The 14,999-nt window shown below is 29.9% G+C and carries 13 protein-coding genes; 1 reads left to right on the forward strand and 12 read right to left on the reverse strand.

Annotation, left to right across the window (positions count from 1 at the left end; translation table 11 throughout):
• Positions 1-69 precede the first annotated feature (69 nt).
• From ACTQYZ_RS00495 to ACTQYZ_RS00540, 10 genes are all read right to left on the reverse strand, one after another.
• A complete protein-coding gene (locus ACTQYZ_RS00495; protein WP_441021344.1) occupies positions 70-624 on the reverse strand; it encodes a manganese efflux pump MntP in 555 nt (184 codons plus the stop codon).
• 194 nt (positions 625-818) lie between these two features.
• Entirely contained in the window at positions 819-1,460 is a 642-nt protein-coding gene (locus tag ACTQYZ_RS00500) for an HAD family hydrolase (protein ID WP_441415813.1), read from the reverse strand.
• Entirely contained in the window at positions 1,460-2,329 is an 870-nt protein-coding gene (locus ACTQYZ_RS00505; RefSeq protein ID WP_441021341.1) for a DNA-3-methyladenine glycosylase family protein, read from the reverse strand. Before ACTQYZ_RS00505 ends, ACTQYZ_RS00500 begins: the two co-directional genes overlap by 1 nt.
• Positions 2,307-3,041, reverse strand: coding sequence for a tRNA1(Val) (adenine(37)-N6)-methyltransferase (locus tag ACTQYZ_RS00510; RefSeq protein ID WP_441021340.1), 735 nt, complete (start codon positions 3,039-3,041; stop codon positions 2,307-2,309). Before ACTQYZ_RS00510 ends, ACTQYZ_RS00505 begins: the two co-directional genes overlap by 23 nt.
• An 82-nt stretch (positions 3,042-3,123) precedes the next feature.
• Positions 3,124-3,759, reverse strand: a complete 636-nt coding sequence (locus tag ACTQYZ_RS00515) for a phosphatase PAP2 family protein (RefSeq protein ID WP_441415814.1) — start codon at positions 3,757-3,759, stop codon at positions 3,124-3,126.
• Between the two features lie 85 nt (positions 3,760-3,844).
• Positions 3,845-4,957 carry a S1C family serine protease gene (locus ACTQYZ_RS00520; protein ID WP_441415815.1) on the reverse strand — a complete coding sequence of 371 codons (1,113 nt, stop codon included), beginning with the start codon at positions 4,955-4,957 and terminating at the stop codon, positions 3,845-3,847.
• Between the two features lie 9 nt (positions 4,958-4,966).
• Positions 4,967-5,755, reverse strand: a complete 789-nt coding sequence (locus ACTQYZ_RS00525) for an MBL fold metallo-hydrolase (RefSeq protein WP_441021336.1) — start codon at positions 5,753-5,755, stop codon at positions 4,967-4,969.
• An 83-nt stretch (positions 5,756-5,838) separates the two neighbouring features.
• Positions 5,839-7,101, reverse strand: a complete 1,263-nt coding sequence (locus ACTQYZ_RS00530; RefSeq protein ID WP_441021335.1) for a UDP-N-acetylglucosamine 1-carboxyvinyltransferase — start codon at positions 7,099-7,101, stop codon at positions 5,839-5,841.
• 90 nt (positions 7,102-7,191) lie between these two features.
• Entirely contained in the window at positions 7,192-8,046 is an 855-nt protein-coding gene (locus ACTQYZ_RS00535; protein WP_441021333.1) for a PHP domain-containing protein, read from the reverse strand.
• Between the two features lie 9 nt (positions 8,047-8,055).
• Positions 8,056-10,119 (reverse strand): DUF3656 domain-containing U32 family peptidase, encoded by a 2,064-nt coding sequence (locus ACTQYZ_RS00540; protein WP_441021332.1) that lies wholly within the window; start codon positions 10,117-10,119, stop codon positions 8,056-8,058.
• 164 nt (positions 10,120-10,283) lie between these two features.
• Here ACTQYZ_RS00540 and ACTQYZ_RS00545 point away from each other — a divergent pair, with 164 nt between their 5' ends.
• Entirely contained in the window at positions 10,284-12,647 is a 2,364-nt protein-coding gene (locus ACTQYZ_RS00545; protein WP_441021331.1) for a SpoIIE family protein phosphatase, read from the forward strand.
• Between the two features lie 26 nt (positions 12,648-12,673).
• On the opposite strand, the gene ACTQYZ_RS00550 is transcribed toward ACTQYZ_RS00545, so the two are convergent.
• On the reverse strand, positions 12,674-13,066 hold the full coding sequence (locus tag ACTQYZ_RS00550) for a thioesterase family protein (RefSeq protein WP_441021330.1): 393 nt from the start codon (positions 13,064-13,066) through the stop codon (positions 12,674-12,676).
• Complete coding sequence (ftsH, locus tag ACTQYZ_RS00555) at positions 13,059-14,939, reverse strand: ATP-dependent zinc metalloprotease FtsH (RefSeq protein WP_441021328.1); 1,881 nt, start codon at positions 14,937-14,939, stop codon at positions 13,059-13,061. Before ftsH ends, ACTQYZ_RS00550 begins: the two co-directional genes overlap by 8 nt.
• Between the last annotated feature and the right edge of the window lie 60 nt (positions 14,940-14,999).

Consider the following 14,999-nt stretch of genomic DNA (forward strand, 5'->3'; position numbering starts at 1 on the left):
ACACTCTTTTAGAGTGTTTTTTTTATGGATTATATATTTTCATAAAACATAATCATATCTAAAATATTTTTACAAAATACCAAGATGTTCAAGCAAAATTTTAATACCCATTAAAACAAGAATAATACCCCCGACAAGTTCGGCTCTTTGTTTATATTTCTTACCAAAAATATTACCAACTTTTAATCCAATCATAGATAATACAAAAGTCGTACAACCTATTATAGATATTGCTAAAAATATATTTACGTTTAAAAATGCAAAAGTAACCCCTATAGCAAGAGCATCTATACTGGTTGCAACTGCGAGTGGAATCATTGTTTTAAAATCAAATCTTGAATCAAGATTTTCTTCTTTTCTTGATTCCATTATCATATTAACACCTATAAAGGCAAGAAGAATAAAAGCAATCCAATGATCAAAATCCATTATTATATTTTTAAAATAATAACCAAGATAATAACCTATAAGGGGCATTAAAGCCTGAAATCCACCAAAGTATACTCCAACAGTAAGATAATTACTACTTCTTAATTTCCTTGTAGAAAGACCTTTGCAAACAGATACCGCAAATGCGTCCATAGAAAGACCTACACCGATTATAAACAATTCAATTAAATTCATCTTTTTCCTCTCATTACAAAATTTTATTGATAAAAAAAGAGACCTATCCGTTAAAAAACAGATAAGTCTCATCGTTTAAAATAAAGCCAGGAATTTCTTTCCAATATGTTGACTTTATTACGCCTTCACGCCGATTACTCCCTTACGAATCAATACTATATCATATATAAAATATTTTGTCAAAATAAAAAGATCTATAGCTTAATTTCTCTTAATGAGTAAATATATTTATCGGTTATTTCTAAAATCTCTTTTTTATGCTCTATACTTTCTTCTTCTTCAATTGTATAAGTATACATATTAGCAGCTTTTCCAGCCATTGTCCCGGCAAGAGAATCTTCCACAACTATGCATTCTTCAGGATTTATATTAAGCTTACTTGCAATGTGCAAAAATATATCAGGGTCAGGTTTGCTTCTCTTTACGCAGTTAGCGGTAACAACTAAATCAAAAACACCATGCAAACCTTCTTTATCTAAGAAGCTTTTTATAAGCTCCATTGTGTTGTTTGTCCCAATTGCAAGCTTATAACCTTTATCTTTAGCTTCTTTTATAATCTCTTTTGCACCATCTCTTAATATATCTTCGGTTAAATAAAGTTCATTTACTATATCTACCCATTCCTTAATAATTTCTTCAATACTTTCTTCAACCTTGTATACATCTTTTGTCGCTTGAGCAGCCTCTTCAATACTCATAGGTCTAAAGTCAATATCTTCTATTGAATATTGTATACCTCTTCTTTCGTTAAAAAAGATATAATCTACTTTTTGCCAAAGAGGAAGTGAATCAACTAAGGTTCCGTCAAAATCAAATATTAATAATTTCTTTTTCATTATTTCTCCTTTGAAGTTTCTCTTTCATAATAAAATAAATACTGTTGTGCAATACCGGCAAATTCCCCCCACTTGCTCTTAGCAAGGTTAAATCCATTTTCAAAAGTTAAATCAGTAAGCCCATATCTATTTAAAAATATTCTCTTAACCCATACATCCATAGGACAAAGTTCTAATCTCTTTAGAGCAAACAACAAAATACAATCCGATACTTTCTCTCCAACCCCTTTTATTTTCATAAGTTCTTTTTTAGCTAATTCAGTATCCATTTCACTTATCTTTTCAAGGTCAATTTCGCCTGTGTTTATTTTATGTATGGCATCAACTAAATATTTATCCCTAAATCCCATTTTAAGTTCATGAAATTCTTCTTTTGTTACATCTTTTAAATCTATATAACTTGGGAAAGAATAATACTTTTTACCTTTATACTCTATTTCTTTTCCATATCTTTCACAAATAAGTTCTATTATAGCTTTTATTCTTGGTATATTATTATTTGCAGAAATTATAAAAGAAATAATTGTTTCAAATAAATCCTGTTTTAATATTCTTATACCATTACCGTATTCTATACATTTTTCTATATGTTCATCTGTATTTATCTTTTTATCTATTTCATTATAATCAAGATCAAAATCAAAATACGTTTTTAAAAAAGAATCAAAATACTCTTTTGTTGTATCATAAAATGTAAATTTTCCGTCGTCTTCTTTTATGTGAATTACTTTTCCATTTACAACGCCGATAAATTCATCTTTTTCTAATTCATTCCATCTAAAACATTGCCCACATTCAAAGGTCTTTTTCAAATTAAAATGGTCAACATCAGTTAGTATTAAATCGTTATTTATTTGTTCTATCTTCATAGTAATACTCCAAAAATTCCTTTGTATATTCGTTTTGTTCGTTATACATTACAAGAGGAGGCAAAATATTTAATCCGCTTTTTCCTCCTTTTACAGCTTTGAGCAAAAATAAATTTGAATTTTTCTCTTTCTTTGGATAAATAAACTGAACATCTTTAACAGCAAATCTATACTCTCCAAGTATTTTCATAATTTCTTCAAATCTATTTGTTCTATGTACCAAGAAAAACTTTCCTTTATCCTTTAATAACTTTGAAGAAACTCTTGCAATATCTTCAAAACTACATAATATCTCATGTCGTGCATAACTTTTTTTATCATTTATGCTTACTTCTCCGCTGCCTGCTTTATAGTAAGGTGGATTTACAGACAAACTATCAAATTTATTGTATAAACTTTTATCAAGGTTATTTATATTTTGATTTATTATTTCAATATTGTCAATATTATTGTAGTCAAGAGATTTTTTTACTACCATACACATTTCTTCATCAATCTCAACTGCTTTAATATTTTTATTTTCTCTTTTTGCATATACAAGAATCGGTATAACTCCGCTTCCTGTACATAAATCAATATAACTATCCTTTTTATTTATATATTTTGATGTAAAATTTGCAAGGAGCACAGCATCTACACCAAAACAAAAAGTATCTGTATCTTGATATATATAATAATCTTTTATCTGCAAATCATCTAATCTTAAATTCATATTGTTCTCCTTAAGGAAATATTATATCATACACTAAATATAATTACATCAATTATAAATAAAAGAACGTCAAAGCGTTCTTTTATATGTTATATACAATTTTATCGGTAATATCAGTAAACACAATTAAATAAGCAAGTGCAAGAGCAAACCCTGCAATAACGTCGCTTGAATAATGTACCCCAAGATAAATCCTGCTTACTCCTATTAATATAATAAGAGAACATATTACAATACTTCCAAAAAATTTAAACCAAAAACCACCGTTACTCCTTATAAGAAGATACAACAAAAATCCGTAAAATGCTAATGAACACATTGAGTGTCCGCTTGGGAAACTAAATCCGCTTGCTTCTGCAAGTCTTACAACTGCAGGACGAGGTCTTTCTATTATAAACTTTAAAACTTGGTTTAAACAAACTGCACCTAGTATATTTACTATTGATAAAATAATTTTTTTCTTATCTTTCATAAGCATAAAGATTAAAATACATAAAGGAAATATTACTTCAACAGAACCAAACCTTGTAATAAACCTAAATATCTTTGTTGCTTTAGGTGAAATAAACGAAGATACAAAATTATAAACCATAAAATCAAAGTGATTAAGGTCATTTACACTAAGTTTCGCACACAAATAAAGAAATAACCCAAGCCCGATTATTGCTACAATCCATTTTATATAACTTTTATGTTTTCTTTTTATAACTTCGTCCATAATTACACCTCTTTTTTATTTTACCATTAAAAAGTCTTTTATAAAAATATTTTTCATAATAATAAAAAAACAGCCCTAAAGCTGTTTAATTATTTCCTTTGCTTAATGCGACTTCAACTGTCTTGCTTTTCCCGTCTCTTTCATAAGTAACTTTAACTTTATCTCCGGGACTATGATAATATAGTTGCTCTCTAAAGTGAAGCATATTTTTTATTTCAACATTATTAACTTTTGTTATTATATCATTTTCTTTTATACCGGAATTATCAGCACCCATTCCATTTACAACTCCAACAATTAAAATTCCTTTTTCTAAATCTATATCTTCTGAATAATATCTTGCAATTTCTTTATCAACACCTTCAATCCCCATAACCGTAGAAACGAATTCTCCCTCATTTTTTATATGTTCTATAATTGGTTTGGCAATGTTTATCGGAATTGCAAAACCAAGACCTTCTCCTGACTGAATTTTATAAGTATTTATTCCAACAACTTCACCTGCAAGATTTAATAAAGGACCTCCACTGTTCCCTTCATTTATTGAAGCATCTGTTTGAATTAAATCTTCAGCAATTGTTGAAGAATCTACCGCAATGCTCCTGTTAAGGGCACTTATGATACCTTGTGTTACGGTTCTTTCAAAAGTTAGTCCCATTGGGTTTCCTATTGCAATTGCCGTTTGACCTATATTTATTTTTTCACTGTCCCCAAGTTTTACAACAGGCAAATTCTTTGCATCAATTTTTATTACTGCCAAATCAATTGTAGTAGATGAATATATTACTTTTGCATCAAAATTTCTTCCGTCTTTTAATGTTACATTTATTTGTTTTGGGTTTTCACTTACAACGTGCTGATTTGTTAGTATTAGACCGTTTTTATCTACAATAAAACCTGTTCCGATTCCTCCAACCTCAGACTCTCTGTCAAATATATCTTTTGTTACCGAAACTGTTTCAATACCTACAACAGCTGGAGTAACACTTTGCGCAACTTTTTCGGTAGTAGACTCCTTAAGTGTAACGCTTCCTGAAGAATCGTCTGTTACTATTTCACTTTCCATACCAAGTTTTTCATCAATTAAAGCGTTCATTCTCATATTAGTTATAAAAAAAGCTAATGAACCGAATATAATTCCACCTATAATTAATCCCAAAAAGAATATGGTAAGTCCGCTTTTCCCCTTTTTATGCATATTGACCTCCTAGCAATGAATAGTACCGTTAATTCCTATTCTGTTTGCAACATCTAAAACAAAATCTTTTCCCTCAATGGCATCATTGCTTTTTGCAACGTCTTTTACCGTTTCAAAAGCAACAGAAGAAAGATTATTTTCTTCGCTTAAATGTCCAAGCCTGATTCTTTCTGTCTTTCCTTTTATAAGTTCACTTAATACTTTACCGCTGTCTGTATTTGAAAGATGACCGAAAGGCGATAAAATTCTTTGTTTTAATTCAATTGGATAAGACCCGTTTTTTAGCATTGTTTCATCATGGTTTGCTTCTAAAAAAACAAATTTACAATCCTTAAGCTTATTTATTACACTTTCCATTATCATTCCCATGTCAGTTGCCACGCCGATTTTATTTTTACCATCATCAATAGTAAATCCAACAGGAGCAACAGCATCATGCGGAATAGAAAAGCTATCAATTAATAAATCATTTATATATAGTGGTCTTTCTTCTTCTATTCTATATATATTATCTCCTTTAACATTTCCTATCTTTTTTAAAACCGAAGGACACGCATCTTTTTGAATATAAATAGGTATATCGGCTTTTCTGGACAACACACCTGCACCTTTTACATGATCAGAATGTTCATGAGTAATAAGTATTGCATCAATATCATGAATATCTACATCAATCCTTTTAAGCTCATTTATTATATGTTTACCTGCAAGCCCGGCATCTATTAAAACTTTTGTATTCTCACTTTCAACAAGTAAGCTGTTTCCCTTTGATGAAGAAAAGAGATTTGTAAACTTCAATTTATTCTCCCTTTCATTTTATGTAATTTTTATATATTTATAATATAAAATAAAATCCCCTGCATATTTAGGGGATTAAATCTTTATGAATCAACTCTTTCTATGTCGGCACCTAAATTCCTAAAGTTCTCTTCTATATTTTCATATCCTCTGTCAATATATTTTAAATTAGTAACTTCAGTAATACCTTTTGCAACAAGCCCTGCCAATATCATAGCAGCACCGGCTCTTAAATCAGTTGCTTGAATTTTTGCACCGTAAAGTTCACAAGGACCTGTGAATACTGCTGTATTACCATTTACTCTTATGTTTGCGCCCATTTTTTGAAGTTCTGTTACATATCTAAAACGATTTTCAAATATGCTTTCAGTAATAGTACTTACTCCGTTTGCCAAACACATAAACAGTCCCATAGGTTGTTGTAAATCTGTTGGGAATCCAGGATATGGTAATGTTTTAACGTTACAAGGTTTAATGTATTCTCTTCCTATTACCCTAATATTATCATCTTCATCAACTGTAACTTCAGCACCCATTTCTATTAATTTTGCTGTTATTGAATCAAGATGAGGAGGAATAACGTTTTTAATCAAAACATCCCCTTTTGTTGCAGCTGCAGCAATCATGTATGTTCCCGCTGTTATTTGGTCAGGAACAACAGAGTATTCACAACCATGAAGTTCTTCTACCCCGTTTATTCTTATTACATCAGTACCGGCACCTTTTATATTTGCTCCCATTAAATTTAAGAAGTTAGCAATGTCAACAACATGAGGTTCTTTTGCAGCATTTTCAATAACGGTTAAACCATTTGCCTTTACTGCAGCAAGCATTATATTAATTGTTGCCCCTACGCTTACAACATCCATATAAATGTTTGTACCTTTAAGTCCATTTGGAGCTTCTATTTTTATTGAACCTTTAACATCAACTTTTGCCCCTAACGCTTCAAAGCCTTTAATATGTTGATCAATTGGTCTAGCACCGATATCGCATCCTCCAGGAGGTGGAAGTTCAACGCTTCCGTTTCTTCCTAGTAATGCACCAAGCAAATAGTAACTTGCTCTCATTTTTGTGCTTTCTTCTGCAATTTCATCACTTGTGCAATCTGCAATATTTGTTGTGTCTACACTTAAACCTTTTGATGTCTTTCTGATTTTTGCACCAAGTTTTTTCATAATACTTATATAGTTTCTGATATCTTGAATATCAGGTAAATTCTCAATAATAAATTTATCGCTGGCAAGAACTGTTGCTGGAAGAATGCCAAGGGCCGCATTTTTTGCACCTGTAATTGTAACTTCTCCAGATAATCTGTTTCCACCTTTTATAATAATTTTTTCCATTCTATTTTCATCCTTTAAATTCTTTTTACTTTAGCTTTAGTATTATACTAAAATTTACTTTAAAAATAAAGACTAATAGCTAAAAACCAACTAAAAACATGGGTTAGACTGCAATTTTGCATAGTTTCTTGTTCTTGAAAGTAAGTTTGTTTGTGATAAATCTACCGTAGGAGTTCCTACAAATCTTGTTGTGTAAACACTTCCGTGACAATCGGAGCCTCCACTTACTATTAAATCATGCTTTTTACAAAAATCAAAATAATATTCATTTTGTTCCTTTAAAGGATTATAAGTGCTGTAACACTCAATACCATCAATTCCCATTGAAAGATAGTTTTCAAGCATATCCTTTGGCATTACATTTCCCGGGAAATAATATGATGGATGAGCAAGAACAGCAACACCTCCGGCCTTTTTAATTGCTGCAATAATTTCTTCTGAAGATAACAAATCTTCCTCTTTTGGGACGGGAACCTGAGCTTTAATTGCATTAAAAGGTTCTATTCCCTTACACACGTTTTTCTCAGCAAGATAATTCATGATTGGAAGACCTGCCATTTCCTGCATTTTATATATATTGTATTCTTCCAAACTTACATTATCATACCTCTTTGCGCACCAATTTATTATTCTTGTATCTCTGTTTTGTCTTACTCTTTTTGTTCTTGTCATTGTATAAGTAAGATCTATATCATCTATATCAATATCATAACCTAAAATATGAACTTCTTTATCATAAGACTTTGAGCATATTTCAGTTGCTCTGATTAAATTTATTCCTTCTTGTTTTGCAAGATATTCTGCTAATTTAACGTTTGAGATACTGTCATGATCCGATATAGCACAGTATTTAACTCCTGCCTTTTTTATATTTATTACAGCTTCTTCGCTATCCCAACTTCCGTCAGATGCGTTAGTATGAATATGAAAATCAACTTTTTCCATAATTACCTCCTATAATAACCTCCTAAAATAACAACCTTTAGTACTTTCTGCTAATCTTTCTTTTCGTAAATATTTATCAATTACAATATCAACTTCTTTACTATTCTCATTTGTAAATAAGAATACTCTATCAATATTATCCTTTAGTTTATCTAATTTGTCAAATATACATACGGGATATGTGTTAAAAATTTCACTGGTTTGTCCGTTACATTTAACTTTAAATTTTTTACCCATTCTATCCGTAAGGCTTTTGTTTTTATTACAGCTTTTACATCCAACTTCTTCATTAACAGGGCAGTTTCTTACAGTCATTAGAGGTAAATACCCGTAAACTATCACAGATAAAGGAGTATTTGTTTTTATTTTATTTATATTATTTACTGTATTTTCAAAAGATAAAGTAATATTCTTTAAATTTGTAATATTTTTCTCAAGTATATCTATACTGTATGAATTTGTTATATTACTGCCAAATCCACTGTACACATCAAATCCTCTTTCATCAGCTAAGTATATTTTACCTATGGTATGAGATAATGCTTTGTTTATTCCAATCTCTTTTGCAGTATCAAGCACTAATTCTATATTATCTTCCCTGTCAAAATAAATTCTTGGTATTTCTACCCCAAGCTTTTCACTATACTTTTCTATTACATCTTTAGATATATTTTTAACTTGAAATAATGGAACAAAGATAATATCAAAGTAATTTAAAACTTTATTTGTTAATAAATTTATATTACTTAATACGGCAATATTTTTATGTTCTCTTACAATATCTTTCTTATTAATCTTCTTTAACGTATCTATATCATAAGTTTTAAACCTGTTTAATCTTATACTGTCCATTTCTTTTATGGCATTTCTTCTCATTTCATTAATAGCTGATACTGGAATAAAAATATTATAATCAGTATTTCCATCCATTTTATCTACGTAATATATACTTTCACCAAACTTACTTAAATTCTTTTCTATATTTTCTTTTAAAGTAGGTTTATTTTTCGCCTGCTCTATTATAGGACCAAACTGTTCTACCGATACCCCTTCTTCATCGGTTACTTTAACATATGCTTTTTCACCCAAAGAAAAGTCATAAGTCACATTAACTTTAACTTTTTCTTCATCAATATCCATATTTTTAATTTCTTCACTTATTTGTTTAGTATAAGATTTATCTTCTTCGCTTCTTATACCAAACATATCATTTCTTTTTCCTGTTATATATCCATCGGTAAAACCGCTTCTTGAAAATACATTTTCAAGTTGTTTTTTATTGTAATATCCTTTTTCAACTTTATCTTTAACGGCACAAACAACGCTTTTAACGTACTCATTGCTTTTCATTCTTCCTTCTATTTTTAAAGAAGCAATACCCATTTTTGCAAAAGTATCAATATAGTCTATATAACAAACGTCTTTCAAAGAAAGATTATATCTATTTTTATCATTTACATAAAAAGGAAGCCTGCATACTCCTGCACATAAACCTCTGTTTCCGCTTCTTTCTCCCAGTGCGGAAGAAAAATAACACTGTCCGGAAACACTCATGCATAAAGCACCGTGCATGAAAATTTCAACTTCGATATCTACTTCATCAAGTATTCTTTGAATTTCCACAAGAGATAATTCTCTTGATAACACAACCCTGTCAAAACCCATTTCTTTTAGTTTTTTCGCATCGCTTACGTTATGAACGCTAAGCTGCGTTGAAGCATGAAGAGGAACATGAGATATTTGCTTTAATATATTTATTACTCCAAGGTCTTGAACTATAATAGCATCAAAGCCGGCTTTATTAATCATTTCAACTTCTTCGATTAACTTTTCTATTTCATTATCATAAACAAGAGTATTTAAAGTTACATGAGCTTTTTTACCTCTTAAATGGCAAAAATCAACCGCTTCTTTTACCTCTTCAAATGTAGAAAAATTCTTCGCGTTTCTTCTTGCATTAAAATTTCCAAGTCCAAAATATACACTATCCGCACCGCTTAATATTGCTGTTTTTAAATTTTCAAAATTTCCAGCAGGTGCTAAAATTTCTATTTCATTTCCATTTACTAACATGATTTTATCCTCTAAGTTAATTTACACTGTAAGTATATAATATTAGCAAATTAAATACAAATACTTAAAGGGTTTTTTATTTTTTTTAGTTTTATTCTTTTTTTCATCAAATTTCACCAACGAGGCTTTTTATAATTTTTATATAACTTATGGGAGGCTTTAATATGATAAGTAGAGAAGGTATACTAAAAATCAACAATACATACGCTGAAAATTTAAAAAATAAAAGAAAAGAAAACAAATTTTTAACTTATCGCAATGTTTTTATGCTTGTTATGTCAATATTAAGCAGCTTTTGTATTTTCTTTTCTTATACACTGCCATTTGTTTTTGGATTTGGTGCTTTTATAATTTATAAAAAGGAATTAAATAATTTACCTTTAATTATTATGACAGTGTTAACGGCTTTCACTTTAAATATATCCTTAGCTTTTAGGTTAATTATTGCATTTTGCTTTATACTTATAGTAAATCAAAATTATATAGTAAATGAAAATAAAAGCACATATTCCGTTATATGTGCCCTTATTACTTTGTTAAGCGGTTTCTTTGTTAATTATATTTTTAAAAACCCACCGATTAACAACGTTTATTCATTAATCGAAAGTTTAAGTTTAATATTGGTATTTTTTGTTTTTAATACCTCTTATAATCTTATAGAAAATTTTGATTTAAAAAAAGAATTCTCCTCTTTTGAAGCAATAAGCCTATCTATTATTTTTTCAATAATAGTACTTGGATTAAGCGATATAAAAATATTTACAGTGTCCATTGCTCTTATTATAACCTCTTTCATGTTGCTTTTTGTATCTACCTACTTTTCATTAAGCCTTTGCCTTAGTTTTTCACTTATAGGAAGTATTTTACTTACTCTAAAAGGTGGATACAGTACTGACATAATTTTAATTTTTACATTAGCTACTTTATTCTCTTCAATGACAAAAAATTTATCAAGAGGAATAAGCACCTTGGTATTTATATTCACCACTCTTACTCTTTCTTGCTATGTAAATAAAAGTATTATGTTTACTATCCCAATACTTGATGTATTAATTGCAGGTGTTATATTTCTTATTGTATCAACATCTTTTAATCAAAAAATTTTAAATTTGGTAAATACAAAACAAAAAGATTTTCACGGAAATATATTTAATAGTGCCATAAAAAAGACAATAAAAGAAGAAATTGAAAATAAGAAAAATATGATAAACGAAGTAAGTTATAACATAACCTTAGAGGAAGAAGAAAAAAATGAGAATATAACAAAAAGTATTTGCAAAGTTCTAACTGCCGATATATGCACAAACTGTGAGAACTTTGCTAAGTGTTGGAATGAAGACGGAAAAGAAACCTTTGTAAACTTTTCTCAAGTAATACTTGATACATATAATGGTAAAATAACATCAAAAAAAGATTTACCAAAAAGTTTTGTAAACAAATGCAAATATAACTTCTTTATTTTTAAAAGCGCATCTTACTTATGTGACAATCTCAAAATAAAAAAAGATTACAAAAATAAACTTTCTAAATTCAAAGAACTTATGAAAATAGAGTTCAAAAGTATAAATAAAACTTTAGACAATATTTATACAAACATAAAAAAAGGATTAAATTACTTTTCAAAAGATGAAGAAAATATAAGAGAAAGCCTTTTTGCTATGGGAATTATAGCAAAAGAAAGTGTCGTTTTGGAAGATTTTCAAGGAAAAATGAGAATATACATTAAAACAAGCAAACGTTTATCCTCTGAAGAATACAGAATAACAGTACCTTTACTCCTAAGTGAGATATTAAATAAAAATATCATGTATGATTATGATTCTTTCACTGAATCCTCTCTTGAAGCTTTTGAATATACTTTTACGGAAAGAATGCCTTTTTCTTTAAGTGTTGGAATTAAAAGAGGAAAAAGAAACGACAAAGATAAATGTGGAGATAATTACTCAAATATAATTCTTCCTACAAACAAACACTTAATCGCTCTTGCAGACGGTATGGGAACGGGAGAAAAAGCCAATATGCAAAGTGAAAGAGTATTAAATCTTCTAGAAGAAATGCTCGGATGTGAAAGTGAAGAAATTGACAGTATAAACACCATAAATACAATTTTATCTCTTGAAGAAAAAGAAGTTTTTTCTACACTCGATATTATACTTTTTGATTTATTTACAGCAAAAGCAGAATTTATAAAAGCAGGAGCAACTGAAAGCTACTTAAAAAGAGAGGGTGAAGTAACCAGTCTTTCTGCCCAAGCTCTTCCAATAGGAATAATAGAAAATATAGATATAGCAAAAGAGACCATAAAATTAAAAAACAATGATTATATTTATATGGTAAGTGACGGCTTTTTAGAAGCATTTATGAACGATAGAGAACTTATAAAAGGAAAAATCCTTAACATGGAATATAGAAATCCTCAAAAGATTGCTGATGAACTGTTTAATGAAGCTTATGCAAGAAGTCTTGGGAAACTCAAAGACGATGTAAGTATAATTGTAGTTAAAGTAAGAGAAGAAATGTATGAATAAAATAAGAGATTGGAAAATCCAATCTCTTATTTTTTACTTTCAGCTTTAGCTTCAAATTTTTCTTTATTTATAATAAATCTTTCGTGAATTCCTTCACCGACTTTCTCCTTTTCATCAAAAGCTTCAACTTTAAATACAAGTCTTCTTCTGTCAATTTCAATAAGCTCACATTCACATCTTACTTTCATTCCAAGTGGTGTTGCGGCAAGATGTTTAAAGTTTGCTAAAGTTCCAACAGTCGATTCCTCTTCACTCAGATATCCTTCTGCAAGTTTAAAGCAAGTTCCTTCCATAAGTAAAAGTAAATCAGGAGTTGAAAAAACCTTTGCGGCTCCGCTCCCTTTTGAACATGCAAGATGTTCTTCTTTTACAACCATTTCTCTTTCATTTTTTAATCCGACAGTTAATTCTTTATTCATTTATATTGTCCTCTTCTTCATTGTTTTTTTCTTCTTCTCCCGGATATTTCCCTGTTTCAAATAAACTTGCAAATTCTTCTCCGGTTAGAGTTTCTTTTTTGATTAATTCATTTGTGATAAGTTCAAGCTTATCTTTATTTTCAGCTAAAATATTAATAGCTTTTTCATGACATTCGTTTATAATGTCTCTTACTTCTTTATCTATTGCACTCGCAACTTCTTCTCCGTAGTTTTTACTTCTTAAGAAGTCTCTTCCAATAAATACATCATCTTGTCCGCTGCCTAAGCATAAAGGTCCAAGTAAATCTGACATACCCCATTCAGTTACCATGCTTCTTGCAATTTTACTTGCTCTTTCAATATCATTTGAAGCACCAGTGCAAATATCATCAAGCATAACTTCTTCTGCCGCTCTACCACCAAGTAAACCACAAATCATATCAAGAAGTTTACCTTTTGGCATATGAGAATTATCATTGTCAGGAAGCGAAATCGTATACCCTGCAGCCATTCCTCTTGGAATGATTGAAATTTCTCTTACTTCATCACATTGAGGAAGACTCTTCATTACTATTGCATGACCAGCTTCATGCGCAGCTGTAATTTTTTTATCTTCATCAGTAATAACCTTACTTTTCTTTTCAGGTCCTGCAATAACTCTTTTTATAGCTTCTTCTATGTCTTTCATAGAAACTTTCTTTTCTCTTTTTCTTGCAGCAAGCAAACTTGCTTCATTCATTACATTTTCAAGATCTGCACCTGTAAATCCGGCAGTACTTTTTGCAATAATACTTAAATCAATATCATCTTCTAATGGTTTTCCTTTTGCATGAACTTTTAAGATATCTTCTCTTCCTTTTACATCAGGAGGGGCTACAAGAATTTGTCTGTCAAATCTTCCCGGTCTTAATATAGCAGGGTCTAATATATCAGCTCTGTTTGTTGCTGCTATTATGATTATTCCTTCTTGATTTGAGAATCCGTCCATTTCAACCAATAGTTGGTTAAGAGTTTGTTCTCTTTCATCATTACCACCGCCAAGTCCGGCACCTCTATGACGTCCAACGGCATCAATTTCGTCTATGAATACAATACATGGTGCATTTTTCTTTGCTGTTTCAAATAAATCTCTTACTCTGCTGGCACCAACACCTACAAACATTTCAACAAAATCAGAACCGCTTATGCTAAAGAACGGAACTTTTGCTTCCCCTGCAGTTGCTTTTGCAAGTAATGTTTTACCTGTTCCAGGAGGTCCTACAAGAAGAACACCTTTTGGAATTCTCGCTCCCAAATCAATGTACCTTTTTGGTGATCTTAAAAAGTCAACAACTTCTGCAAGTTCTTCTTTTTCTTCATCTGCACCTGCGACATCATCAAATGTATATTGTTTATCGCTTTTTGTATATAATTTTGCTTTACTCTTACCAAAAGACATAACTTTGTTTCCGCCCCCACCTTGTTGAGAGAAGAAAACAAAAATTAAAAAGCCCATTAATCCAAGAGATACAAGAACCATTAAAATATTGGTCCAACCTGTTGAATTTGATATTTCATAATTAACATCAATTTCTCCCGGATTTGCTTTGATATAGTCTGTCAAAAGACTGTCTAATTCAGATAAAGCAACATTTGATACTAAAATTGTATCTCCGCTTTTTAATGTAGTTTCGGCACTTTGTTTATTTCTGTTTATGGTTATGCTTTTTACGTTATCAGCCTCTAAATTCTGAACCAGCTTACTGTATGAAGCCTTTTCCACTTTTGCATTTAAAAGAGGATTTACAGAACCTGTGACCATGCTTATAAGAAAATATACGCCAAATATAAGCACAACATATATAATTATGGTTCTAAATTTTTTATTGTTCAAATTTTCTGCTCCAATCCTTTCCTTTTAAATTAATTTTTATATTTTATCATACTTATTCAT

It is taken from the genome of Anaerofustis sp. LCP19S3_F7 (assembly GCF_052119445.1).
Taxonomy (GTDB): domain Bacteria; phylum Bacillota; class Clostridia; order Eubacteriales; family Anaerofustaceae; genus Anaerofustis; species Anaerofustis butyriciformans.